Origin of the sequence: Idiomarina abyssalis (genome assembly GCF_019797805.1) — a bacterium.
GTDB classification, from domain to species: Bacteria; Pseudomonadota; Gammaproteobacteria; order Enterobacterales; family Alteromonadaceae; genus Idiomarina; species Idiomarina abyssalis.
This window is the reverse complement of sequence record NZ_CP081832.1, coordinates 2,224,006-2,249,868: the sequence shown is the minus strand read 5'-3', so window position 1 is coordinate 2,249,868 and position 25,863 is coordinate 2,224,006. Positions and strand designations below refer to the sequence as shown.

20 protein-coding genes, 2 tRNA genes and 3 rRNA genes are annotated in these 25,863 nt (G+C 46.4%); 17 read left to right on the top strand and 8 right to left on the bottom strand.

What is annotated here, in order from left to right; all coding sequences use genetic code 11:
• Positions 1 to 33 precede the first annotated feature (33 nt).
• Positions 34 to 1,746 carry a protein-disulfide reductase DsbD gene (locus tag K5X84_RS10825; RefSeq protein WP_222235845.1) on the bottom strand — a complete coding sequence of 571 codons (1,713 nt, stop codon included), beginning with the start codon at positions 1,744 to 1,746 and terminating at the stop codon, positions 34 to 36.
• Complete coding sequence (gene cutA / locus K5X84_RS10820) at positions 1,743 to 2,063, bottom strand: divalent-cation tolerance protein CutA (protein ID WP_222235844.1); 321 nt, start codon at positions 2,061 to 2,063, stop codon at positions 1,743 to 1,745. Before cutA ends, K5X84_RS10825 begins: the two co-directional genes overlap by 4 nt.
• A gap of 163 nt (positions 2,064 to 2,226) precedes the next feature.
• On the opposite strand from cutA, the gene K5X84_RS10815 reads away from it, so the two are divergent.
• The 3 genes from K5X84_RS10815 (at position 2,227) to K5X84_RS10805 (ending at position 4,852) form a co-directional block, all read left to right on the top strand.
• A complete protein-coding gene (locus K5X84_RS10815; RefSeq protein ID WP_054491321.1) occupies positions 2,227 to 2,517 on the top strand; it encodes a co-chaperone GroES in 291 nt (96 codons plus the stop codon).
• A 57-nt stretch (positions 2,518 to 2,574) separates the two neighbouring features.
• A complete protein-coding gene (gene groL / locus K5X84_RS10810) occupies positions 2,575 to 4,221 on the top strand; it encodes a chaperonin GroEL (protein ID WP_054491322.1) in 1,647 nt (548 codons plus the stop codon).
• 124 nt (positions 4,222 to 4,345) lie between these two features.
• Positions 4,346 to 4,852: a DUF3016 domain-containing protein gene (locus tag K5X84_RS10805; protein ID WP_222235843.1), complete on the top strand. Its 507-nt coding sequence runs from the start codon at positions 4,346 to 4,348 to the stop codon at positions 4,850 to 4,852.
• On the opposite strand, the gene priC is transcribed toward K5X84_RS10805, so the two are convergent.
• Positions 4,833 to 5,153: a primosomal replication protein PriC gene (gene priC, locus K5X84_RS10800; protein WP_222235842.1), complete on the bottom strand. Its 321-nt coding sequence runs from the start codon at positions 5,151 to 5,153 to the stop codon at positions 4,833 to 4,835. The two genes, K5X84_RS10805 and priC, sit on opposite strands and share 20 nt — an antisense overlap.
• Positions 5,150 to 6,196, bottom strand: coding sequence for an EF-P beta-lysylation protein EpmB (epmB, locus tag K5X84_RS10795; RefSeq protein WP_222235841.1), 1,047 nt, complete (start codon positions 6,194 to 6,196; stop codon positions 5,150 to 5,152). Before epmB ends, priC begins: the two co-directional genes overlap by 4 nt.
• Positions 6,197 to 6,304: 108 nt before the next feature.
• On the opposite strand from epmB, the gene efp reads away from it, so the two are divergent.
• The 3 genes from efp (at position 6,305) to K5X84_RS10780 (ending at position 8,365) form a co-directional block, all read left to right on the top strand.
• Positions 6,305 to 6,874, top strand: a complete 570-nt coding sequence (gene efp / locus K5X84_RS10790) for an elongation factor P (protein WP_011235502.1) — start codon at positions 6,305 to 6,307, stop codon at positions 6,872 to 6,874.
• 6 nt (positions 6,875 to 6,880) lie between these two features.
• The gene (epmA, locus tag K5X84_RS10785; protein WP_222235840.1) at positions 6,881 to 7,858 is read left to right on the top strand and encodes an elongation factor P--(R)-beta-lysine ligase; all 978 of its coding nucleotides are present in this window, start codon (positions 6,881 to 6,883) and stop codon (positions 7,856 to 7,858) included.
• A 102-nt stretch (positions 7,859 to 7,960) separates the two neighbouring features.
• Entirely contained in the window at positions 7,961 to 8,365 is a 405-nt protein-coding gene (locus K5X84_RS10780) for a MerC domain-containing protein (protein WP_222235839.1), read from the top strand.
• Here the strand turns inward: K5X84_RS10780 and trmA are convergent.
• Entirely contained in the window at positions 8,362 to 9,465 is a 1,104-nt protein-coding gene (trmA, locus tag K5X84_RS10775) for a tRNA (uridine(54)-C5)-methyltransferase TrmA (RefSeq protein ID WP_222235838.1), read from the bottom strand. The two genes, K5X84_RS10780 and trmA, sit on opposite strands and share 4 nt — an antisense overlap.
• A 135-nt stretch (positions 9,466 to 9,600) precedes the next feature.
• Here trmA and K5X84_RS10770 point away from each other — a divergent pair, with 135 nt between their 5' ends.
• The 11 genes from K5X84_RS10770 (at position 9,601) to K5X84_RS10720 (ending at position 23,469) form a co-directional block, all read left to right on the top strand.
• Positions 9,601 to 11,193: a S8 family serine peptidase gene (locus K5X84_RS10770; protein WP_222235837.1), complete on the top strand. Its 1,593-nt coding sequence runs from the start codon at positions 9,601 to 9,603 to the stop codon at positions 11,191 to 11,193.
• A 472-nt stretch (positions 11,194 to 11,665) separates the two neighbouring features.
• Positions 11,666 to 13,208, top strand: a 16S ribosomal RNA gene (locus tag K5X84_RS10765).
• A gap of 66 nt (positions 13,209 to 13,274) precedes the next feature.
• Positions 13,275 to 13,351, top strand: a tRNA-Ile gene (locus tag K5X84_RS10760).
• Between the two features lie 151 nt (positions 13,352 to 13,502).
• Positions 13,503 to 13,578 (top strand) — tRNA-Ala (locus K5X84_RS10755).
• A gap of 223 nt (positions 13,579 to 13,801) precedes the next feature.
• Positions 13,802 to 16,690, top strand: a 23S ribosomal RNA gene (locus tag K5X84_RS10750).
• 118 nt (positions 16,691 to 16,808) lie between these two features.
• A 5S ribosomal RNA gene (gene rrf, locus K5X84_RS10745) occupies positions 16,809 to 16,924 on the top strand.
• The 16S, 23S and 5S rRNA genes sit together here with 2 tRNA genes alongside, the layout of an rRNA operon.
• Positions 16,925 to 17,098: 174 nt before the next feature.
• Positions 17,099 to 19,501: a TonB-dependent receptor plug domain-containing protein gene (locus K5X84_RS10740; protein ID WP_222235836.1), complete on the top strand. Its 2,403-nt coding sequence runs from the start codon at positions 17,099 to 17,101 to the stop codon at positions 19,499 to 19,501.
• Between the two features lie 172 nt (positions 19,502 to 19,673).
• On the top strand, positions 19,674 to 19,991 hold the full coding sequence (locus K5X84_RS10735) for a hypothetical protein (RefSeq protein WP_054489679.1): 318 nt from the start codon (positions 19,674 to 19,676) through the stop codon (positions 19,989 to 19,991).
• Positions 19,992 to 20,035: 44 nt separating this feature from the next.
• On the top strand, positions 20,036 to 20,446 hold the full coding sequence (locus K5X84_RS10730) for a copper chaperone PCu(A)C (RefSeq protein WP_222235835.1): 411 nt from the start codon (positions 20,036 to 20,038) through the stop codon (positions 20,444 to 20,446).
• Between the two features lie 29 nt (positions 20,447 to 20,475).
• Positions 20,476 to 21,162: a TIGR04219 family outer membrane beta-barrel protein gene (locus K5X84_RS10725; RefSeq protein WP_222235834.1), complete on the top strand. Its 687-nt coding sequence runs from the start codon at positions 20,476 to 20,478 to the stop codon at positions 21,160 to 21,162.
• A gap of 93 nt (positions 21,163 to 21,255) precedes the next feature.
• On the top strand, positions 21,256 to 23,469 hold the full coding sequence (locus K5X84_RS10720) for a bifunctional diguanylate cyclase/phosphodiesterase (protein ID WP_054489675.1): 2,214 nt from the start codon (positions 21,256 to 21,258) through the stop codon (positions 23,467 to 23,469).
• Here K5X84_RS10720 and K5X84_RS10715 read toward each other — a convergent pair.
• The 3 genes from K5X84_RS10715 to K5X84_RS10705 are packed head-to-tail and all read right to left on the bottom strand — an operon-like array spanning position 23,466 to position 25,854.
• Positions 23,466 to 23,939 (bottom strand): DUF3299 domain-containing protein, encoded by a 474-nt coding sequence (locus tag K5X84_RS10715; protein ID WP_054489673.1) that lies wholly within the window; start codon positions 23,937 to 23,939, stop codon positions 23,466 to 23,468. The genes K5X84_RS10720 and K5X84_RS10715 overlap by 4 nt on opposite strands.
• Positions 23,936 to 25,162 carry an ABC transporter permease gene (locus K5X84_RS10710; protein WP_054489671.1) on the bottom strand — a complete coding sequence of 409 codons (1,227 nt, stop codon included), beginning with the start codon at positions 25,160 to 25,162 and terminating at the stop codon, positions 23,936 to 23,938. The genes K5X84_RS10715 and K5X84_RS10710 overlap by 4 nt, the downstream gene beginning before the upstream one ends.
• Entirely contained in the window at positions 25,159 to 25,854 is a 696-nt protein-coding gene (locus K5X84_RS10705; RefSeq protein WP_222235833.1) for an ABC transporter ATP-binding protein, read from the bottom strand. The genes K5X84_RS10710 and K5X84_RS10705 overlap by 4 nt, the downstream gene beginning before the upstream one ends.
• Positions 25,855 to 25,863: the final 9 nt, after the last annotated feature.

Below are 25,863 nucleotides of genomic sequence, written 5' to 3'. Positions count from 1 at the left end.
TTACTGGTCTTATCAGCGCATTTAGGCACAAGTTTACTCGGAAACTATCTTTTCCAGATGCGTTTCAAAATCTTCAGCGTTCATATAACCGGTAACTCGATACTCAGCTCGCTCCTTGCCTTCAGGGTCAAAGAACAGAATTGTGGGTAACCCCAATACCTGGTAGCGGCTTAGAATTTCAACGTCTTGCGCGTTATTGCGAGTAACGTCGGCCTGAATCAGTGTAAATTGCTCAAATTGTGCCTGAACGCCGGTATCCGAAAAGGTATATTGCTCAAACTCTTTGCAGGCAACACACCAGTCCGCGTAAAGGTCCAGCATAACCCAGCCGTCGCTATTTTCGACTTGTTGCTGTATTTCGTTAATGCTACTTACCTGGGTGAACAAGCCATGACTTTGCTGCTCTAACTGTGCTTTATTGACTTGCCAATAGCTTCCCGCGGTAGCCATAGCTGCCAATAAAATAATTGCAGTGACTTTGGTTGCAGTCCTGATTGACTGGCTGATTGCTACTGCCAGTGATACTGCCGCTAGAATGAAATAGAAAATCCACAACCACATACTGATGCTGGTGGGGAGTAATCGTTCTACTAAAAATAAACTGACCGCTAAGAGTAACCAGCCGAAAAACTGTTTCACCACCACCATCCATGCTCCGGCTTTTGGCAGAAGCTTCCCGCCGCTCAACCCGAACAATATTAATGGAACACCCATACCCAGGCTTAAGGCATAGAGAATTGCTGCACCGTTAATAATGTCGCCGGATTGCGCGATAAAAAGCAACGCGCCTGAGAGCGGAGCTGTGGTGCAAGGTGATGCAACCAGGCCTGAAATAGCTCCAATAACAAAGACACCAACAACATTGCCGCCGCTCTGCTGACCACTTAGGTTTTGTAGTTTTGACTGCCAGCTAATGGGCAGTTGCAGGGTATAGGCACCGAGCATACTGAGTGCAAAGAGTGCAAAGAGTGCCGCAAGAACAAGAAGTACGACGGGGTGCTGAAAATAAGCCTGATACTGCATACCTGCTGAGGCGACGACCAAACCTAATAAAGAATAGGTAATGGCCATGCCCTGTACATAGATAAAAGACAGCCAAAGCGTGTTTTTCCAGGTGCGTTCACGGTTGCCCAAAACCACACCGGATAAGATGGGGTACATGGGAAAGACGCAGGGAGTAAAAGCTAAACCAATACCCAGGGCAAAAAATAACAGTAAAGTGATAATTAAGTGTTGGTCTTCTATCCCGAAAAGACTGTTACCAGCGTTCTCTGCTGGTGCTGAAATGTCGCTGTTACCACCATTTGTAGGTAGTTTTATCTGCTTTTCTGTTGGTGGATAACAAAGTCCTGCATCGGCACACCCCTGGTAAAGTATGGTAATGCTGTCACCGGAAAAAGATGGATCCAGCGTAAAAGACCATTCAACGTAGTTACGGTAAACAACCGACTCGCCAAAAAACTCGTCCGTATGAGACTCTCCTTCCGGAAGTTCGGGGGCTTGAGCAGCAGCATTTGAGGGCACAACCTTGAACCGGTGTTGATACAGGTAGTATTCCGGGGCGATGACCCAACTGACAGTGATCTCGTCGCCGTCAATTTCGCTATCAAAATCAAAAGCCTGATCGACGGGTAAAAACTCATTCTGTTGCTGAAAAGGGTTAGATTGAACACCATGAGCAACGGGCGCAACCAAGGTTAGCGCTACGGTAAAAAGTATCAGGCATGAGATGAGCCGTTTTATCATTTGACTGAATCCTGTATCCACGTCAGGTAATCGGGTAATCCGTCTTCTATGTTAATGCTGATTAACTCCGGGGAATCGTATGGGTGATTCGCACTGACAAAGTCTTTTATGTCACCGAAGCGTTCATCGGTTGATTTTATCAGCATAAGCCACTCTTCATCTTCATGTACTTGCCCTTGCCAGGAGTAAATCGATGTCATATTAGGCACTATATTGACGCAGGCGACGAGCTTTTTCTCAACTAAGTTGCGGGCAAGTTGTTTCGCAGAAGAGTAACTGTCTGTGGTGCATAAAATCAATTTGGGTTGCTGAGTCATAGAACCTCCATATAGCGCCAGTGAGTCTGGCAAATTACCATAAAATTTTTTGCGCTTCCCCCTTGATAACAAAAATTCCTCCCCCATTTAATGAGCACGATGATTTTTACACGCCCTTAGGGGTACTAACCACTAACAACAATAGGTTGAGGAGTTATCAACAATGAAACTTCGTCCTTTACACGATCGAGTCATTATCAAACGCATTGAAGTCGAAGCGAAATCGGCTGGCGGCATTGTTCTGACTGGTTCTGCGGCAGAAAAATCTACGCGCGGTGAAGTCGTAGCGGTAGGCAAAGGCCGTATTCTGGATAACGGTGAAGTGCGTGCGCTTGACGTAAAAGCCGGTGATAAAGTGCTGTTCAGCGAAGGCTACGGTGTAAAAACCGAGAAAATCGATGGTGAAGAGTATTTGATCATGAGCGAAAGCGACATTCTGGCAATTGAAGAATAAGACGCCTGAGTCGCTTATTAGCACAACCGAATAAACGTATTTAAGAGGAAAGCAAAAATGGCAGCTAAAGAAGTCAAGTTTGGTAATACAGCACGTCAAAAAATGCTGAAAGGCGTAAATGTTCTTGCTGACTCAGTAAAAGTTACTTTGGGTCCAAAAGGCCGTAACGTTGTATTAGATAAATCGTTTGGCGCACCAGTTATCACCAAAGACGGTGTTTCTGTTGCGAAGGAAATCGAGCTGGAAGACAAGTTCGAAAACATGGGCGCTCAAATGGTTAAAGAAGTGGCGTCTAAAGCAAACGACGAAGCGGGTGACGGTACGACAACTGCAACCGTTCTGGCTCAAGCCATTGTTAACGAAGGTTTGAAGTCAGTAGCCGCGGGTATGAACCCAATGGATCTTAAGCGCGGTATCGACAAAGCCGTTATTGCCGCAGTTGAAGAGTTGAAGAAAATTTCTCAGCCTTGTGCCGATAGCAAAGCTATTGCTCAGGTAGCGACTATTTCTGCTAACGCGGATCACACGATTGGCGAAATCATTGCTCAGGCAATGGATAAAGTAGGCCAGGAAGGTGTTATTACAGTTGAAGAAGGTCAGGCACTGACTGACGAGCTGGATGTTGTTGAAGGTATGCAGTTCGACCGTGGTTACTTGTCTCCTTACTTCATTAACAATCAGGAAAGCGGTTCGGTTGAATTAGACAACCCGTTCATTCTTCTGATTGATAAGAAAATTTCTAATATCCGCGAATTACTGCCGGTATTAGAAGGTGTTTCTAAAGCCGGTAAACCTCTGCTTATTATTGCGGAAGACGTTGAAGGCGAAGCGCTGGCAACTCTGGTTGTGAACAACATGCGTGGCATTGTTAAAGTTGCTGCGGTTAAAGCACCAGGCTTTGGTGACCGTCGTAAAGCGATGCTGCAGGACATTGCTGTTCTGACTGGCGGTACTGTGGTTTCTGAAGAAATTGGCATGGAGCTGGAGAAAACTCAGCTGGAAGACTTAGGTACCGCGAAGCGCGTTGTCATTACTAAAGACAACACGACGGTTGTTGATGGTAACGGTGATGATGGCGCTATTGACGGCCGCGTTAACCAAATTAAACAGCAGATGGAAGACACAACGTCTGACTACGACCGCGAAAAACTGCAAGAGCGTCTGGCTAAATTAGCTGGCGGTGTTGCGGTGATCAAAGTCGGCGCTGCTACTGAAATGGAAATGAAAGAGAAGAAAGCGCGCGTTGAAGATGCGTTGCATGCAACTCGTGCGGCCGTTGAAGAAGGCGTAGTGCCCGGTGGTGGTGTTGCCTTGATTCGCGCAGCCAGTAAATTAGGTGACCTACGCGGTGACAACGAAGATCAGAACGTAGGTATTCGTCTGGCATTACGTGCAATGGAAGCGCCTCTGCGTCAAATTGCTATGAATGCTGGTGCTGAAGGTTCTGTTGTTGCTAACAGTGTTCGCGGTGGCGAAGGTAACTACGGTTACAACGCTGGTAACGACACTTATGGCGATATGCTGGAAATGGGTATTTTGGATCCAACCAAAGTTACTCGTTCAGCACTGCAGTTCGCAGCTTCGGTTGGCGCGCTGATGATCACCACTGAAGCGATGATTGCTGACATTCCACAAGATGACAACGCAGGCGGTATGCCTGGCGGCGACATGGGTGGAATGGGCGGTATGGGCGGCATGATGTAGTGCGCTCAAAGCTCGTTTAAAGAAGGGAGCCACTGCGGCTCCCTTTTTTTATGGAATTTTTTTGTAAAATAGTACTCTAACCGAATGGTAGTGTCCTTGGCGAAAGTATGGGAGGAAAATTAGCATGCGTGTTCAAGGTATATTAGGAACAGTTTTATTAGCTTTTAGTTTTTCGGCGTTAGCTGGAACGGCTGAGGTTTCGTGGAAAGATGTTGATAGTTACACAGATATTCGACCTGCGGATGGCCTGAAAGATCGTTATCAGCAAAAGGTAATGGACAATTTGACTGAACACTTTCAAAGTTTGGCCGAAAAACTGCCTGAAGAGCAAAAGCTAGAAATTACAGTAACAGATGTTGACCTAACCGGTCGTCTTGAGCCCACGTTTGGACGCTCAACTTCCAATTTCGTCCGTATTGTTCGGGAAATAGACTTCCCCAGAATGGAATTCGATTATCGCTTAGTTGGTAGTGCGGGAGAAGTTTTGAAGGAAGGCCAGGCAAATGTGAAAAACATGAGTTTTAACTACGATGGCCTGGCGTCAAGAGTACGTCGAAATGATCTGTACTTCGAAGAAGAAATGCTAACAGAGTGGTTTGAAGAAACGTTACTTAACCAGCCTGACGAATAGCTTTAAGGCGAGCAAGAGTTTCAGTCATCAACTGTAATTGTTGTACCAGTAACTGCAGCTGTTGTTCGTTGTCTTTGTTTTGTTGCCACTTTTCAAAGTTAGCAGCAATTTCGTTTAGATATGGCTGAAAACGGTTGCCTTTGCTTTCAAATACAGTTTGTTCTGCGAATACACCCTGGAACTTGGCTTTGCCTTGTTGACGTAAATCGTCAAGGTATTGGTCGGCATCAATAACTTGGCGATACAGTTGTTGAAGGTGTTCTTGTAATTTAACTTCTACACTTTCCAGGTTGTCGCTCATAATTTATCCTTTGTTGATTCATTTGTGCCATCCGGCATGATAGCTGTTTTACTGAGCTCCCCCGCCTGCTCGCGTACAAGGCGGGGAACCAGGAATCCCGGTAGCTCGTATGTCATTTGTTGCCACAACGTCTGGGCTTTATCATCGCCGACGGCGAAATGGCTGGCGCCTTCTACCTTATCCAGTTGATGTAAGTAATAGGGTAAAACACTGGCATTAAATAACTTCTCACTGAGCTGAGTAAGAGCTTCGATATTGTCATTCACACCATTTAGTAAAACGCTTTGGTTTAATAAGTGTATACCGGCGTGATGCCATTCTTTTAAAGTGCGAGTTAAGGTTTCTGAAACTTCGTTCGCGTGGTTCACATGCAAAACCAAAACGCTTTTAAACCGACTTTTACTCAGCAAATCTTTCAGCTCGCTTGTCAAGCGAGAGGGTATCACAACTGGCAATCGACTATGAATGCGTAAGCGGGTAAGTTGTGGCAAAAGCTCAAATTCTTTAATGAGATCTTTAAGCCGTTTGTCATTTGCCATTAATGGGTCGCCGCCACTTAGAATGACTTCGTTGATTTCCGGGTTGTCTTTAATGTAATTCAGTGTGTCTGATAACTGCCGTTTACTGAAGGTTAGCTCGTCATAAGGAAAATGACGGCGGAAGCAGTAACGGCAGTTTACGGCGCAGCCCCCCTGCAATATCAGTAGCACGCGACTTTTATATTTGTGCAGCAGCCCCTCTACCGGTCCTTTCTGCTCCTGCAATGGGTCTGTGCTGTAACCCGGTGCTGAGTCAAACTCGTTGCGTAACGGGAGCACTTGTCGTAGCAAAGGGTCGTTGCTGTCCCCCACTTTCATTTGTTCAACAAAAGGCCTGGGGACTCGCATGGAAAATAGCTTTCTCGCTTTAATGTCACCTAAAAACAACGAAGGCTCTAAACCAAGTGCACGCAGCAAATCTTCGGGTCGGGTGTAGGCTTGCTTCAGTTCGAACTGCCAGTCGGGGCGGTCGTTTAGAGAAATGGGATACGCTGACTCGGACACTTCGCCTCCGTAGCTGCTGCAAATAGCGTATATTTTACCTGAAAAAAGTCGCTATTTGTTTTATTATTGCGCGCAAATCATCAGGTATTTACAAAGGAAAGTCTCGTTATGGCGAACTACAGCACTAGTGAATTCAAAGGCGGTTTAAAAATCATGCAGGATGGTGAGCCTTGCTCCATCGTTGAAAACGAAATGGTTAAACCGGGTAAAGGTCAGGCCTTTAACCGTGTAAAAATCCGTAAGTTGATTAGTGGTAAGGTGGTCGAAAAGACGTTTAAATCTGGAGAGTCCGTTGAGGGTGCCGATGTTATTGAGCTTGAGTTATCGTACTTATATAACGATGGTGAGTTCTGGCACTTCATGAATAACGAAACCTTTGAACAGGTGCCTGCCGATGAAAAGGCGGTAGGTGAAGCGGAAAAATGGCTTGTTGAGCAAGATGTTTGTACCTTGACGCTATGGGAAGGTAAACCTATTAACGTTCAGCCACCAAATTTTGTTGAGCTAGAGATTACCGAAACCGACCCGGGCTTGAAAGGTGATACGGCTGGTACTGGTGGTAAGCCTGCGACTTTAAGCACAGGTGCCGTTGTTCGCGTGCCTTTATTTGTGCAAATTGGCGAAGTGATTAAAGTTGATACCCGTTCAGGTGAATACGTTTCCCGGGTGCAGAAGTAACTTAATATGACGATGAACTGGCGGCCGACAGCGGATTGGTCAGTGCTTGTTAAACGCGCTGAGTTAATGCGACAAGTCCGCCAGTTTTTTTATGAACGACAGATAACTGAAGTCGATACGCACCTCTTATCGCAGTTCGGTGTCACAGACTGTCACCTGAATAATCTCACAACCGAGTTCAAACACCCATTACCTTCAGGAAAGAAAAAGCTCTACCTTCAGACATCACCGGAATACGCAATGAAGCGAATTCTTGCTGCTTATGGGCAAGATATTTTTCAGTTAAGCCATGTGGTTCGTGATGATGAAATAGGCCGTTTTCACAACCCTGAGTTTACCTTACTTGAGTGGTATCGGGTTGGTTACGATGATGTTCAGCTAATAACCGAGGTTTCTGAGCTGCTAACGTCACTATGTGGCGCACCGGAAACTAAAGTGGTCACTTACCAACAAGCTTTTATTGAATATCTGGGCGTGGATCCATTGAGTAGTGCAGGTGTGGATACAATACGGCGACACCTGGTTGAGCGTCCTTCTTTGTCGGAGTGGATGTCAAAGGAAACAGACGAAGACACCATTCTACAAGTGGCTTTTTCCGAGCTTATTGAAAGCCAGTTTCCTGATAATAGACCAATTTGTGTAACCGAGTTTCCACAGTCACAGGCTGCTTTGGCCAGAATCGACAGCAATGATGCACGTGTCGCACGCCGGTTCGAGTTTTATTACCGTGGGGTGGAGTTGGCTAATGGTTATCACGAACTTTCGGATGCCGCTGAACAGCGTGTCCGCTTCAAAAAAGATAATGAGTGGCGAGAAAGGCATGGGCGGGAGATTCAGCCTGAAGATACCCGTTTACTCGATGCTTTAGACTCCGGTTTACCTGCATGCTCTGGTGTTGCTCTGGGATTTGACCGACTTTTGATGATTATATGTGGAGCAAACACAATAAGTGAAGTCCTGCCTTTTGCTATTGATACAGCATAAGTTTTCGCTGTTTAGAAACAATTTCTCATGATCTCCCTTGGTTATTCTTTCCGTATGTTATAATATAACAACTAAGCGTTTTCGAAGAAGGTATTGCCAAGTATGTCAGCAGAAACATCCAAAAACTTGGATAAAGCAGGAATCTGGATCACCACCTTGTGTGCGATTCACTGCCTGCTGCTGCCTGTTATTCTGCCGCTACTAGCTATGGCGGGGTTGGCCTTTATCGGTGAAGACGCGTTAGAAAATACTATTTTAGGGCTAAGTGTTGTTGTGGGGCTCTGGTCGTTGATTAGTGGCGCACGTAAGCATGGCAAATGGCACCTTTTATCATTATTACTTTTAGGTGCCGTTATTTACTCTCAACGGGATATTCTGGGCCACTGGGGCGAACCTATTATTATTCTCTTCGGTGCCGGGCTGATTATATACGCTCATGTATCCAATCTACGCTTAAACCGTAAGCTCAACTTTTCTACCCTTGCTGAAGAGCCTGCTCAAAACTAGTTGTGCTTTTCTAAAACCACGCCTGTTTCAATGTGATCGGTATAAGGGAATTGATCAAACATTGCTGCCGCTGTGACCTTATGAGTAGCCGATATCGCCTTAATATTGTCTATTAGCGTACTTGGGTTGCAGGAAATATAAATGATCCGCTGGTACTGAGAAACCAGTTTCAAGGTGTCTTTATCTAACCCAGCTCTGGGCGGATCGACCAATACCGTTTTGCAGTCAAAACTGTGAATATCTGCGTCAGCCGCTCGCTTTGATTCAAGCTCACCACTTAAAGCCGCACTAAACTCTTCAGCTGACATGCGTACAACAGTAACATTCTCGATGCCGTTTAACTGCGCCCCTTCACGGGCTGCAGCAACCGAGCCTTTGCTAATTTCGGTTGCCAGTACCGAATTGAACTGACCGGCCAATGGCAGAGTGAAATTTCCATTACCACAATAAAGCTCTAGTAAATCATGATTATTTTGGCCCGCCTGCTCACTGACCCATTCAATCATTTTCTCGTTAATACCCGAGTTTGGTTGAGTAAAGCTATTTTCGGTCTGAATTGACTGGTAGGTTTGCCCATTAACTTGAACATTCTCGATAACTGATTCAGAACCAAAAACAACTTTTTGTTTACGAGCCCGGCCAATTAGATGAACAACATCAGCAAAGGATTGAAGATAGCCATGTAACTCTTTTGCTTCAGCCTGCCACTCTTCTTCTAAGGGGCGGTGATAGAGAAGTGATACGATGGCCTGGTTGGACTTTGTCGTTAGAAAATCGACCTGAAACAACTTATGCCTCAATAAGGGTTTGTCGATAACGTGGTCTATGACCCCCTGCATCAGGCTATTTATAAGCTTGCTTCCCGGAGCAAAGTCATCTTTACGTATTTTTTCCCGAGTTTCAGGGTTAAACATAATGTAGTAAAGATCATCACCTTCGTGCCATACCCTGAACTCAGCCCTCATACGGTAATTGACAGGCTCTGATGGAAAAACGCGAAAGTCTTCAATACCAACTTCACTAAAGCTTTGGCGAATCTTATTAGATTTTTCAATAAGCTGTGCTTCGTAATTTAAAGTCTCGATAGACCGATACGTCATTTATCATACCTGTGTAAAATTTGGTTACAATTTGTTACAAATTGTGGCAACTTAATTTTGCCGACGAAAGAATAACTATTCTCTCACGTTGTGTTGGCCCTGAAAATTCAAAACATAAAAAACACAGGGTTAATTATGAAACTGTTATCAAAAAAATCTCTCGTATTTTTAGCTTGTTCTTCAGTCCTAGCGGCATCTGCTCAGGCTGCTAATGATAAAGAGCGAGTGATTGTTGCCTTTAAACCAGGTAACAAAGCTGCAATTGAGTCTGCAGTGGCAAAAGCTGGCGGGCAGAAGAACGTTGATTTGTCACGCTATAACGCGATGTCAATCACGGTTCCTGCGAACGCGCTGAAAGGGCTCAAGAATAATCCTAATGTTGAATACGTAGAAGCCGATGAAAAAAGACATTTAATGGCATCGGAGTATGAACCCAACCAACCCTACGGGATTTCTCAGGTCCAAGCTGATCTCGTTTCGGATGCTGCTGCAGGTAATACAAAAGTTTGTATTATCGACTCGGGCTACGATTTAGGGCACCCGGACTTACAAAGTGCCGGTGTTGATGGTAGCTATGACTCGGGAACAGGCAACTGGTACACCGACGAAAACAGTCATGGTACTCACGTAGCCGGTACAATAGCCGCACTTGCAAATGGTACGGGTGTTGTTGGCGTATTGCCAAATGGCAATATTAACCTCCATATTGTAAAAGTGTTTAATGCCGATGGTTGGGGATACTCCTCTTCACTGATAGCAGCAGCTGACGAATGTGCGGCGGCTGGTGCAAATGTTATCAATATGAGCCTGGGCGGCGACCGTGGCAGCAAAACCGAAGAAAGAGCTTTTGGTGACCTGGACTCACAAGGCATTCTGAGTGTTGCTGCTGCGGGCAACGCTGGTAATACTCGTCATTCTTATCCTGCGTCGTATGATGCGGTTGTCTCAGTTGCTGCAGTTGACGAAGCGAAGCAAGTTGCTTCTTTTTCTCAGCAAACCAATCAGGTTGAACTGTCGGGCCCTGGTGTTGCGGTTTTATCGTCAGTACCTCGCGGAATGGGTGAACGTTCCGAGGTTACGGTCTCCAATACTGCATACGATAATTTAGCGATGGATGGCTCTGCTAAAGGCAGTGCATCCGGTGCATTAGCGGATTGCGGCATTGGCGACCAGGCTTGTGCTGACGCAGTTGGCGATATTTGCTTAATTGAACGTGGTTCAATTAGCTTTGCGGAAAAGGTTCAAGCTTGTGAAGCCGGCGGTGGTGTTGGCGCTATCATATACAATAATGAGCCTGGTGTCGTTTCTGGCACGTTAGGCGAAACCGTAACATCAATTCCTTCTGTTGGAATTAGTGATGTCGATGGTGCTTCACTAATGAACCAGTTGGGAGCTTCTGCAACAGTATCTGTAGAAGACAGTGACTGGGCTTTCTTTGACGGGACGTCAATGGCGACCCCTCATGTTGTTGGTGTAGCTGCGTTAGTCTGGAGTCACTATTCAGAATGCTCCAACGGCGATATCCGCTCTGCATTGGCATCAACCGCTGAAGATTTAGGTACTGCTGGTCGTGATGATGCATATGGTTATGGGTTAGTCCAAGCTAAGGCAGCTTACGATTACTTGGCAACTAATGGATGTGGCGGATCGGATGGCGGTACCGACGATGGAGGAGATACTTCTGGCCCAGGTAACGGTAATGGGAAAGGTAATGGTAAGAACAAGTAGTAATACATACCTTTAGTAATAAGCAAGAAAGCCTCCATATACTGGGGGCTTTTTTGCTTTTAGGTTATAAAAAATGTTGGTTCAAATAACATCTGAGCAAACTTTACGCAGTCAGCAAAAAAACAGTTATAAAGGCATAAAAAGCGCTTGACGGGGCGAGTTAAATCTCTAAAATGCGCTCCACGTTCGAGGCAGGCAACGAAGCCGCCGAAAACCTAAGTTTTCTAAAAAATCTTTTTTCAAAAAAGTATTGACGGAAAACACACGGTGTGTAGAATACGCACCTCTCGCAGCCAAGGCTGCTGAGAAACGCTCTTTAACAATTATATCAAGCCAAGCAAACTGTGTGGGCACTTGCAGAAGTAAGCAAACAGAAATATTTGTATTGCAACTTTTGAATGAGTGTTCAGCAAGGTTTCATTAATGAAGCTAAGCAAAAACGCGTAATTCATTGAGTTGATTGAACTACTTTTAATTGAAGAGTTTGATCATGGCTCAGATTGAACGCTGGCGGCAGGCCTAACACATGCAAGTCGAGCGGTAACAGAGAGAAGCTTGCTTCTCTGCTGACGAGCGGCGGACGGGTGAGTAATACTTGGGAATTTGCCTTTAGGCGGGGGACAACCACGGGAAACTGTGGCTAATACCGCATAATGTCTACGGACCAAAGTGGGGGACCTTCGGGCCTCACACCTAAAGATGAGCCCAAGCGGGATTAGCTAGTTGGTGAGGTAAAGGCTCACCAAGGCGACGATCCCTAGCTGTTCTGAGAGGATGATCAGCCACACTGGGACTGAGACACGGCCCAGACTCCTACGGGAGGCAGCAGTGGGGAATATTGCACAATGGGGGAAACCCTGATGCAGCCATGCCGCGTGTGTGAAGAAGGCCTTCGGGTTGTAAAGCACTTTCAGCGACGAGGAAGGAGTGTGTGTTAATAGCGCACATTATTGACGTTAGTCGCAGAAGAAGCACCGGCTAACTCCGTGCCAGCAGCCGCGGTAATACGGAGGGTGCAAGCGTTAATCGGAATTACTGGGCGTAAAGCGTACGTAGGCGGCGTGTTAAGCAAGATGTGAAAGCCCCGGGCTCAACCTGGGAATTGCATTTTGAACTGGCATGCTAGAGTCCTGAAGAGGGTGGTAGAATTTCCAGTGTAGCGGTGAAATGCGTAGATATTGGAAGGAATACCAGTGGCGAAGGCGGCCACCTGGTCAGAGACTGACGCTGAGGTACGAAAGCGTGGGGAGCAAACAGGATTAGATACCCTGGTAGTCCACGCCGTAAACGATGTCAACTAGTTGTTCGTGTCATTAAGACGTGAGTAACGCAGCTAACGCACTAAGTTGACCGCCTGGGGAGTACGGCCGCAAGGTTAAAACTCAAATGAATTGACGGGGGCCCGCACAAGCGGTGGAGCATGTGGTTTAATTCGATGCAACGCGAAGAACCTTACCATCCCTTGACATCCAGTGAATTTTCCAGAGATGGATTAGTGCCTTCGGGAACACTGAGACAGGTGCTGCATGGCTGTCGTCAGCTCGTGTTGTGAGATGTTGGGTTAAGTCCCGCAACGAGCGCAACCCTTATCCTTAGTTGCCAGCACGTAATGGTGGGAACTCTGGGGAGACTGCCGGTGATAAACCGGAGGAAGGTGGGGACGACGTCAAGTCATCATGGCCCTTACGGGATGGGCTACACACGTGCTACAATGGCGCATACAAAGGGCAGCAAGCCAGCGATGGTTAGCGAATCTCATAAAGTGCGTCGTAGTCCGGATTGGAGTCTGCAACTCGACTCCATGAAGTCGGAATCGCTAGTAATCGTGGATCAGAATGCCACGGTGAATACGTTCCCGGGCCTTGTACACACCGCCCGTCACACCATGGGAGTGGGCTGCACCAGAAGTGGTTAGTTTAACCTTCGGGAGAACGATCACCACGGTGTGGTTCATGACTGGGGTGAAGTCGTAACAAGGTAGCCGTAGGGGAACCTGCGGCTGGATCACCTCCTTACAAAACAGCTTACGGAAGTGAGTGTCCACACAGTTTGCAGGCTTGATATGAAAAGAGAAGAAAACTGGGTCTGTAGCTCAGCTGGTTAGAGCGCACCCCTGATAAGGGTGAGGTCGGCAGTTCAAGTCTGCCCAGACCCACCATTTTGTCATTCTGGACGGCGTTATTCGGGTACTCGCATACTGGTGTATGCTTCGCACCCTCTTGCCTTGCCAAAATGCCAAAAACATTTCAAGTCTCAGGCTTTGCCTTACTTGAAATGCCCTTATCGGGGGTGGTCGAAACGCCCATAACGGGGCCATAGCTCAGCTGGGAGAGCGCCTGCCTTGCACGCAGGAGGTCAGCGGTTCGATCCCGCTTGGCTCCACCATTTCTTCTCTTCGTAACCGTTAGCGTTAAGTGTTCTTGCAAAAGAATGTTTACCGGTAACTTAGTGTTACGTGCTCTTTAACAACATGAAAAGCTGATTGTAATATTAAAAGTAAGAAATGCCACTCTACTTGAACAAACTGATTTGGTAGAGGCGTATCGAACTTGTGTACAGCGAGAACAAACAATCTTGGTCACGTATGCCAGACACCTTCGGGTTGTATGGTTAAGTGACTAAGCGTACACGGTGGATGCCTAGGCAGTTGGAGGCGATGAAGGACGTACTAACTTGCGATAAGCCATGATAAGCCAGTAAGAGGCATTTGAGTCATGGATTTCCGAATGGGGAAACCCACTCTGTTTACAGAGTATCCGGCACTGAATCAATAGGTGCCAGGAAGCGAACCCGGAGAACTGAAACATCTAAGTACCCGGAGGAAAAGAAATCAACCGAGATTTCCCCAGTAGCGGCGAGCGAACGGGAAGCAGCCCTTAAGCTTAACTTGTGCTAGCAGAATCCGATGGGAAGCGGAGCCACAGACGGTGAGAGCCCGGTATGTGACGGTGCAAGATAAGTGAAATCGAGTAGGTCGGGACACGTGATATCCTGACTGAATATGGGGGGACCATCCTCCAAGGCTAAATACTCCCAACTGACCGATAGTGAACCAGTACCGTGAGGGAAAGGCGAAAAGAACCCCGGCGAGGGGAGTGAAACAGAACCTGAAACCGTGTACGTACAAGCAGTAGGAGCGGACTTGTTCCGTGACTGCGTACCTTTTGTATAATGGGTCAGCGACTTATATTCTGTAGCAAGGTTAACCGTATAGGGAAGCCGTAGGGAAACCGAGTCTTAACTGGGCGTTGAGTTGCAGGGTATAGACCCGAAACCGGGCGATCTAACCATGAGCAGGTTGAAGATTGAGTAACATCAATTGGAGGACCGAACCCACTAATGTTGAAAAATTAGGGGATGACTTGTGGCTAGGAGTGAAAGGCTAATCAAGCCCGGAGATAGCTGGTTCTCCCCGAAATCTATTTAGGTAGAGCCTCGGACGAATACCATTGGGGGTAGAGCACTGTTTGGGCTAGGGGGTCATCCCGACTTACCAACCCCATGCAAACTCCGAATACCAATGAGTACTATCCGGGAGACACACGGCGGGTGCTAACGTCCGTCGTGAAGAGGGAAACAACCCAGACCGCCAGCTAAGGTCCCGAAGTTATGGCTCAGTGGGAAACGATGTGGGAAGGCAGAGACAGCTAGGAGGTTGGCTTAGAAGCAGCCACCCTTTAAAGAAAGCGTAATAGCTCACTAGTCGAGTCGGCCTGCGCGGAAGATGTAACGGGGCTAAGCCATACACCGAAGCTGCGGCTGCATACTTATGTATGCGGGGTAGGGGAGCGTTCTGTAAGTGGGTGAAGGTGTGTTGAGAAGCACGCTGGACATATCAGAAGTGCGAATGCTGACATGAGTAACGATAATGGGAGTGAAAAACTCCCACGCCGGAAGACCAAGGTTTCCTATCCCATGCTAATCAGGGTAGGGTAAGTCGGCCCCTAAGGCGAGGCGGAAACGCGTAGTCGATGGAAAACAGGTTAATATTCCTGTACCGATGTTCATTGCGATGGGGGGACGGAGAAGGCTAGGTGAGCCGGGCGTTGGTAGTCCCGGTGAAAGTGCGTAGGCTGAGGACTTAGGTAAATCCGGGTCCTTAAGGCCGAGACACGAGACGAGCACCCACGGGTGCGAAGTCATTGATGCCATGCTTCCGGGAAAAGCCTCTAAGCTTCAGATGAACATTGACCGTACCCCAAACCGACACAGGTGGTCAGGTAGAGAATACTAAGGCGCTTGAGAGAACTCGGGTGAAGGAACTAGGCAAAATAGTACCGTAACTTCGGGAGAAGGTACGCCACTGGCGGTGATTGACTTCGCGTCATGAGCTGTTGGTGGTCGCAGTGACCAGGTGGCTGGGACTGTTTATTAAAAACACAGCACTGTGCTAACACGAAAGTGGACGTATACGGTGTGACACCTGCCCGGTGCCGGAAGGTTAATTGATGGGGTTAGTTTTCGGACGAAGCTCTTGATCGAAGCCCCGGTAAACGGCGGCCGTAACTATAACGGTCCTAAGGTAGCGAAATTCCTTGTCGGGTAAGTTCCGACCTGCACGAATGGTGTAACCATGGCCACGCTGTCTCCACCCGAGACTCAGTGAAATTGAAATCGCAGTGAAGATGCTGTGTACCCGCGGCTAGACGGAAAGACCCCGTGAACCTTTACTACAGCTTGGCACTGAACATTGAACCTACATGTGTAGGATAGGTGGGAGGCTTTGAAGCATTGGCGCTAGTTGATGTGGAGCCATCCTTGAAATACCACCCTTGTATGTTTGATGTTCTAACATTGGCCCCTTATCGGGGTTGTGGACAGTGCCTGGTGGGTAGTTTGACTGGGGCGGTCTCCTCCCAAAGAGTAACGGAGGAGCACGAAGGTTGGCTAAGTACGGTCGGACATCGTACGGTTAGTGCAATGGCAGAAGCCAGCTTAACTGCGAGACAGACACGTCGAGCAGATACGAAAGTAGGTCATAGTGATCCGGTGGTTCTGAATGGAAGGGCCATCGCTCAACGGATAAAAGGTACTCCGGGGATAACAGGCTGATACCGCCCAAGAGTTCATATCGACGGCGGTGTTTGGCACCTCGATGTCGGCTCATCACATCCTGGGGCTGAAGTCGGTCCCAAGGGTATGGCTGTTCGCCATTTAAAGTGGTACGCGAGCTGGGTTTAGAACGTCGTGAGACAGTTCGGTCCCTATCTGCCGTGGGCGTTTGAGAGTTGAGAGGAGCTGCTCCTAGTACGAGAGGACCGGAGTGGACGAACCGCTGGTGTTCGGGTTGTCATGCCAATGGCACTGCCCGGTAGCTACGTTCGGAATCGATAACCGCTGAAAGCATCTAAGCGGGAAGCGAGCCTCGAGATAAGCTCTCACTAGCACTTAGAGTGCTCTGAAGGGTCGTTGAAGACGACAACGTTGATAGGCGGGGTGTGGAAGCGTAGTAATGCGTTGAGCTAACCCGTACTAATTGCCCGTGAGACTTAACCATACAACACCCAAGGTGTTTGGGACGTTACGCACAAGCGAGCGACTTTACCGAATTAGAGCAAATAGAGTGGCTTTTACTTAAAAAAGCAGTCAGTTTTTACATGTTGTGACAGTTTATGTCTGGCGGCCATAGCGGTGTGGCACCACCTGAATCCTTTCCGAACTCAGAAGTGAAACACACCAGCGCCGATGGTAGTGTGGGGTCTCCCCATGCGAGAGTAGGTCACCGCCAGACTATTAATAAAACAGCCCTCAGCTTACGCTGGGGGCTTTTTTTATGTCCGTCACAAAATACCTCACTTCAGCATCACGCTATTATAACTTTTGCTTATATCTAAGGTTTTTCCAGACTGAACCAAATCACTGATCTCCTGCTATATTCATTGTATAACCACAGGGGGAGAGCAGTATGAAACGTTTTAATGCGATAACACTTGCGTTGGCAAGTTCATTCTTCATAGCGCCAATTGCGTCTGCGCAACAAGGCTCTGAAGCTGAGAGTGTGGAAGAAGTCATTCAGGTGGTGGGTTCCCGATTGTCCATGCGCACAGCGACAGATGGTTCGGCGCCGGTAGACATTATTAGTGGCGAAGATTTAGCTGCAACAGGTATTACGGAAACAGCAAAGGCGCTTCAATACGCCGTACCAAGTTTCAATTACCCTTCATCATCTGTTACTGACGGTACGGACGCCGTTCGACCAGCTTCATTAAGAGGGTTGTCACCTGATCATACGCTGGTACTTATTAACGGTAAGCGACGCCATAGCTCAGCTTTGGTGCATCTAAACGGCACCACCGGACGCGGCAGTTCGAATGTAGACTTAAATGCGATTCCTATTGCGGCAATTAAGCGCATTGAGGTTTTAAGAGACGGAGCGGCAGCCCTTTATGGTTCTGATGCCATAGCGGGTGTGATTAATATCGTATTAAAAGACAATGACAGTGGCGGCAGTGCAAACTTTCAGGCCGGCCAGACGCATAAAGGCGATGGTGAGCAATGGAAACTGTCTGCAAGCTCCGGCTTTTCTATAGGCGATGACGGCGCTTTTACGTTATCAGGAGAGCTGCATCACAAAAACAGAACAAACCGGGCAGGCAATGACCCGCGCCAACAATACCCTGAACTGCCAAGCGGTGGGCTTGATCCCCGCGAACAGACTTTTGATAGACAAAGCTTTCACGTCGGTGATGCGGAATATGAAAATGCAGCCTTGTTTGCCAATCTTGACATCGGCATAGGTGACGGAAACTTTTACGCTTTTGGTGGTATTAGCGATCGCACGTCAGAGTCTGGTGCCTTCTACCGTCGTGCATTACAAAGCAATACATTAACCGAAATTTACCCTGACGGATTCTTGCCAATTTTAGCTCCCGACGTAAATGATTATTCTGCTTATGCCGGATACGAATGGGCTGTGGGCGAGTGGACACTAGATTTTAGCGGTGGTTATGGTTTCAGCAAATTCCAGTACAACGTTGAAAACTCTTTGAACGCATCTTTGGGTCCTGACTTAACACCAACTTCTTTTGAAGCCGGAACACTGGAAAACAGTGAAGCGAACCTGACATTTGATGCTCAGCGCTTCATTCCTTTTGCCAATAACTCCGAGCTTTCTATTGCTATGGGTATTAGCTACCGTGAGAATTCTTATGAAGTCATTGCCGGCGATGAAGCCTCTTACATCAATGGTGGTTACCAGGATCGCCCAGGCGGAAGTCAGGGCTTCACAGGGTTCACGCCTGAGTCGGCGGTTGATGAATCGCGTGATAACCTTGGTGTATACGTAGAAGCTGAAAATCAACTCACTACTGACTTTATGTGGGGAGCAGCAATTCGTCATGAAGATTACTCAGACTTTGGTAACAACACGAGTTGGAAGCTCTCCGGAAGATACGATTTGACGGACAGAGTTGCGGTTCGCGGCGCCATTAATACAGGCTTCCGGGCACCGAGTGTTCAGCAACTTTACTTTACTAATATTTCTACGCTGTTTGTTGATCGTGGTGATGGCCTGGCGCCAGAGCAGTCAGGAACATTCAATAACATTAGCCCGGTGACTCAGGCTTTAGGAATTGGCGACTTGCAACCTGAGGAATCTGAAAGCGTGAGTCTGGGAATGGTCTGGAACGGTTATGATGGTCTTGCTATTACCGTCGATGCGTTCCAAATAGAAATTGAAGATCGCATTATTCTGTCAGGCGATGTTTCACCGGTTGATTCACCTGCGGTTGAAGAAGCTCTAGCGACAACATCCGCTGAAAACGCCCGGTTCTTTTTGAATGCTGTTGATACAACGACTAAGGGTCTGGATATTGTTGCCAGTAAAACTTTTGGTGTCGGTGCTTATGGCGATCTGAAAGCACAGTTGGCGTATGGTTATAATAATACGGAAATAGACTCTATTAACTTACCACAATTGCTGGATGGTCTGGACGACGTTCTGTTTGATAGTGATGAGCAAATTAGAATGACCCGATCGACACCTGATCATTCAGGATCAATAGGTTTAACGCATACGAAAGGGAAGTGGACCAGTAATGTACAGTTTAGTTACTTTGGGAATTACTCTATAGGTTACACGAGTGGAACTGAAACCTACGGCCCAAATTGGATAACAGACGTTACTGTTAATTATCAATGGAACGATGCGCTAGCCCTAAGGGTAGGAGCTCAGAACCTATTCAGTGAGTACCCTGATGAACGTGCAGAGGGCAATCAGTTTAATGGTATTTTTAAATACCCATTAACCAACTCACCTATTGGTTTTAACGGTGGGTATTTTTACTCAGAAGTTGAGTATAAGTTCTAGCTTCTTGATAAAAACGAATATTAGTAAAAACCGCCAAATAGTGGCGGTTTTTTTATACCCGCTCTCCAAGTATATTTTTAACTAATTGAAAACATTAAATTAAATAGTTGGCATGGTAGTTGTAACTGTATCAATAAATCTTTTTAAATCGTTCGTTACTGAGGTCATGGTCATGTCAAATCGAAGCTTTGGTTGGTTATTGGTTCTATCTATTGTTGGGCTGCTATTTTTTGCAGAGGAAATATTTTCTGTTTTTGGAATGGCAATTGGATCTGTAATTGAAATATCGGTCTCATTATTGGTGAGCTTATTTTTTGTTGGTCTGGTGTTTTTTATCGTTGCAACCGTATTTGGTAGCGTGCTTCTGGGTATTGGAGCAGCACTTGTTGCGCTGTTACTCAGTGGCATAGGCTTATTCTGGCCTCTTATACTTTGCGTTTTGGTTCTTTACTTTATTTTTCGTAAACCAAAGGTTTCTAGAACAGGCTAATCACGTGTACTATAAGCCCTTAGTTACATTAAGAGGCTAAGGCAATGCTAAAAATAATCGCAGCCGCGGCGTGCTGTCTACCTGTTCTGGCTTTTGCAGATTCTTTAACGGTTACCGATGCATGGGCTCGTGCCAGCATTCCGGGAACTGAAAACGGAGCCGCTTATGCAACCTTTAAAAACGCAGGGAATGAAACCGTAAAAATAACTCACATCAGCTCGGATGTTAGCCGCGTGGCAGAAATACACCGGCATGTTATGTCTGCTGATGTGATGAAAATGGAAGCTGTCGAATCCCTATCTCTTGATCCTAATAAAGTTATCAAGTTCCAGCCTGGTGGTTACCACTTTATGTTGTTTGGACTTAATGCGCCTTTAAAAGCAGAAGAGCGCTTTTCTCTGACGTTAAATTTTGAATCAGGCTCAAGCCAAGAAATAGAAATTTTAGTTAAATAACCAAAGCTTCAAATTTTATAGGAATGGATATGTACAAAAGAACCTTAGTGTTGGCAGCTGCATTAGTAGCTCCGGGTAGTGTATTAGCTGACACCGTTTTCGGTGTTTATGCCGGTGGTCAAATTTGGAATGCTGACAACGAAGGGCAATATGCCGTTGGTTCTAATTTGATAGAACCTAATTTCGAAAATGATAATCACAGCAGCTATTACATTGCACTTGAGCATCCAGTCCCATTAATTCCTAATATAAAAATCAGAGAAAACTCTATAGAAGTTAATGGTGGTTACGGAGAAAACGACTTTAGTCATAGAGATTACATTTTATACTACGAAATTTTCGATAATGATTTAGTGTCTTTCGATATTGGTATAAACGCAATGGACTTTGACGGTACTTTGCGGACCGAAATAAGTAATACCTTTGGTCGTCAGGATTTTTCTGTTGTCGTGCCAACAGCCTACGTTGCAGCAAGAGTGGGGGTGCCCGCTACCGACTGGACGTTCTTTGCTGATGCCAGTGCGCTTAGCGTGAAAGACAGTAAAGTTCAGGATGCTCAAATTGGTGTGGAATATCGTTTGGTAGAAAATTTAGCGGTCGATATAAATCTTAATGCGGGCTACCGTCATTCAGTTGTTGAACTGGATGATGTTGATGAAATTTATTCAGATGTCACCTTTAAAGGTCCATTTTTTGGGGTAGAAGTACATTTTTAATCGATTAATTAGACTATTCTAAGCTTGCAGGCCATCCGTTATATAAGCTAGATTGTTATATGTTTGTAATTTCTTATTAATGGATGGCCTCGGATGGTCAGTAGTCAAGACGAACCTCTATTTCTTCACGATGATGACGAAATAATTCAGTCGGAATACAGTAAAGGTTTTTGGAAAATCCTGATTGTCGATGATGATCAGGAAATTCATGCAGTGACTAAGATGGCTTTAGCCGATGTTGTTATTTGTGGCCGCCAGCTTGAGTTCCATCATGCTTACAGTGGAAATGAAGCGCTGGACCGCTTAGTCGAGCATGATGACATTGCGATGGTGCTGCTTGATGTCGTCATGGAAACCGATAACGCTGGCTTGAAAGTGGCACAAGCCATTAGAGAGCAACTTGGCAATGATGAGATTCGGATTGTTTTGCGTACTGGTCAACCGGGTTATGCACCGGAAGAAAGTGTCGTAAAGAATTATGATATTAATGATTACAAAACTAAAACGGAATTAACCCGAAGCCGGTTATTAACGACTGTATTTTCCGCTGTCCGTTCCTATCAGCAACTCTGCACAATTAATGAAAACCGCCGTGGTTTGAGAAAAATTATTCATTCAGCGTCAAACCTGATGGAAAAGCATTCCATTGTGAATTTTTCTGAAGGTGTTGTTACGCAAATTGCGTCTTTGCTGGGATTGAGTGCAGAAGGCATTGTCGGTGCCAGAGCCCCTCATAAAGATAACGAAATTTTAGTGTTAGGAGCCGCAGGACACTTTGCAGACAGTATTAATAAGAGCTTATCAACGCTGAACTCAAGCGAAATTGAGAAAAGCGTCAGGCAGTGTCTGAATGAACAACGTCATATTCATACTGAGGATGCTACCGTTTTTTTCATTGATGGACAGGTGCATCAAGCCGCAGCCTATATAGAAACAAAAAACATTGTAGCGGAATACGATCAAGAGTTACTGGAAGTCTTCCTCGCTAATATCGCTGTTGGTTTTGAAAATGCCAACTTGTTTGAAGAGTTACAAACTGCCGCGTACCTTGATCCGCTAACGGGTATTCCTAATCGGGCTGAGTTTACAAGAAGCCTTCAGGCTTTGTCGGAGAAACCCGACAAAGATAAAATGGTCGCAGTTATCGATATTGACCACTTTTCTGACGTAAATGATGGCTTGGGCCAGGATGTAGGAAATTTGCTTCTTCGCTCAGTAGCTTTACGCCTTACTGATCAACTCGGCAGTAATGTATTCGTTTCCCGTATTGCCGCCGATGTATTTGGTATTTTTGGTCCGACAGATATTGTCACACCTAACGCTTTTAATGAGCTTTTTTCTTTACCTTTTAGAGCTGGCGAGCATTACATCCCACTGCGCGTTACCTGCGGCTTTGCATCGGGAGCTAACCCGGAAAGAGTTAATGGCAAAGGGCTATTGAAGCAAGTTTATATCGCCTTAAAAAATGCGAAGAATAACTCTTTTGACCGTTATAACTACTACCAACCCTCGATGGAGCAAGATACCCAACGCAGGCTTCATCTGGTACGCCGATTACGTGCGGATTTTGCTAACAGAAAACTGGAAGTTTGGTATCAGCCTCAGGTGGAGTTAACAACCCAAAAAGTCATAGGGGTGGAAGCGCTATTACGCTGGCCTCAAAGTGACGGCTCGTTTATTTCGCCGGCTGAGTTTATTCCTCTTGCTGAATATTCTGGGCTTATTGTAGAAATTGGCTCCTGGGTTATTGAAGAGGCTTGCCGGCAAATTAATGCATTTGATGAAATTGGTCTGCCACAGTTAAGAGTTGCTGTTAACGTATCGGTACCTCAGTTTCGTAAACGCGACTTCCCAGAGCTTGTTGAAAAACAAATTGAACAATGGGGAATTAATCCGGAACGAATTGAATTAGAAATTACTGAAAGTATCGTTATGGAAGATCCTGATCTGGTAGCTGATATTTTAAGACGATTAAAGCAGCAAGGTATAAAAGTTGCCATTGACGACTTCGGCGTTGGCTTTTCGTCGCTAAGCTACCTTCAGAAACTGCCGCTTGACCGAATTAAGATAGATAAAACCTTTGTAAACAACTCCGATCAGGCGAGTGGACAAATCATCATCGAAACTATTGTCGATATGGCCGGTCGTTTGGGCTTGAATGTTTTAGCTGAAGGAATTGAAGAACAGAGTCAGCTCGATTACTTTTTAGGATTAGAATGCGCCGAGGGGCAAGGTTATTTCTTTGCCAAACCTATGCCCGCGGATCAATTAATAAGCTTGCTGCAAAAGCAAATGAGTTACTCTTAGTTGTAAACTTCAACGCTATCGGCATCCATTTGATAGCCGACAACAGCAAGATCACCTTCTTTGCGTTCAACCTTTATGGTGCCTTCTATCCAGACGGCATCATAAGTGTTCTCATACGGAACACCTTCTTCATACTCAACATGGATAATTTGATTGGGAGGTGGTGGTGGCACATGAATGCAGGCACCAAAATAAGGAACCAACAGAAACTCAGTGACCTTATCAGCATCCCCTTCTAGTTGAACAACATACCCGGGAATACGGACTTTCTTTCCGTTAAGTGACTCGACTACCGGGGCGTCCAGGTTAGTCTGCCGATCTTCTTCAGGGTTAGCATCATAATATGATTGAGGCTTAACCGGAGGCGGTGTAAAACCTTCGGGAATTAAATCTTTCCAGCCAATTTTTTCCGCAGCCGCAAATGCGGGAAAAGTTAGCATTAATAATACAACCGCTAATAACTTCTTCATATTTTCACCGTAAGTCCGTCTGCAAGAGATTGGCGATAAGCTCGCCAGGCCGGAATTAAACTTAACATAAAGCCGACAATAATCACGAGTGCCATACGCCACCATTCACTAGCGCCAGGCCAGGTGGTGCTGAGTATTAGTCCTGTCTGAGACTGAATAACGCCTGCTAATGACCACTGCAGACCATATAGCAGAAGTAAGCCGGAAAAAGCACCAACTACAGTTAATAGCAGAGCCTCACTGAGCAACAGGCCGAATATGGTTCCAGGACCAGCTCCAACTGCTCTTAGGACAGCCATTTCGCGTCGGCGTTCCCTTAAGCTGGCCAACATAATTGTCAGCATGCCCAATAAACCTATGAGTACAACCATTGCCGATATTGCTGTTAAAGCCTGCTCAAAGACTCGCAGCGTTTTCCATAGCTCCTGCAAGGTCATACCCGGTAAAAGAGCGGTTAAGGGCTCTTTCTCATAAGTATTTATCTGACGCTGCAAGCGCAAAGCCAGTGGTTTTGCCTTTAAGCCAAGCAGGGCCGCGCTGATGCTGTCTGCCGGGGCTTCATTGTGATGATCGTGACCAGAATGCTCATGCTCACCGCTGTGAATCATTTCAAGGCTGTGTAATGTAACGAACACAGCCTGATCAACCGGAGTTCCTGTTCGTTGCAGGACACCAGTGACAGTAAGCGGGTGCTGGTCATGTTCGCTGAAGCTAATGCCACCGCTGCCATGAGCAATAATAATGTCGTCACCCATGGTTTTAGAGAGCTTCTCGGCGGCATCGGCTCCTAGTACGACTTCCTCATCTGAAGCAAAAGCACTACCTTGAGAAAACTCCAGAGCCTGCTTGTTGCCGTACTTAAAATGCTCAAAGTAGGCATTGGTTGTTGCGACAACGGGCAGGCCCTGAACGCTGTCACCTAATGACATGGGTATTGCCCAACTGACTTCGGGGCGTTCACGAATATCTTCAAAGCTTTCCCAGCTCATATTGTTGGTCATGCTGCCAATGTGGAAGACTGAAGACAGTAGTAATTGTGTCTGTCCGGTTCGGGCGCCAATTATTAAGTCAGTGCCAGAAACCGTATTAGCAAAATGACTTTGCACCTGTTCGCGAACCCGTTCCACAGCTAGCAGTAAGGTAACGCTGACGGCAATAGCAATAACAGTCAGCAGAACACTGGCGCGCCTGTTCATTAAGCTTTTTATGGCCAGGCGGATCATGGTTGAGCTCCTGCCTGATTGAGCTCATTAAGCTCAACATGCTTATCAAAGTAGGATGACAATGCAGCGTCATGAGTGACAAAAATAACTGTGGTGTTATTTTGGCTACTGAGCTCAAGCAACAATTGAATAAACGTATCCCGATGCTCGGCATCGAGTGCTGAGGTTGGTTCATCCGCTATAAGAAGCTTAGGAGCACCCAACAAGGCGCGTGCCGCGGCAACACGTTGCTGCTGACCAACACTCAGAGTATGAGCCGGTTGCTCAATTTGTGCGGAATTTAACCCTAAGCGCTGCAGCATCTCATTTGCTGTCGCTTCAGCAGAGCTGCCTTGTTCTGCGATACGTTGCCGCCTTTTTTTGGAAAATTGACAGGCGAGCAGCGCATTATCTAGAGCCGATAAATAGGGCAGCAAATTGAATTGCTGAAAAATATAGCCAATGTTGTCGGCACGATAACGGTCACGCTGTCTGCCGGACAAATTGGAAAAAGCGGTTTCAAATAGATTTAAAGAGCCACTTTGTGGGGTATTAATGCCGGCCAACAGCGATAGCAGTGTTGATTTACCACTACCGCTGGGGCCGCGCAGCAGCACCGTCTCACCTTGTTTTATCTGCCAGGCAGGAATATCCAGGGTGGGCTGTTGTCCAGACCATGAAAAGAGTAACTTTTCTATGCTGACAGCATGCATTATGTCGGT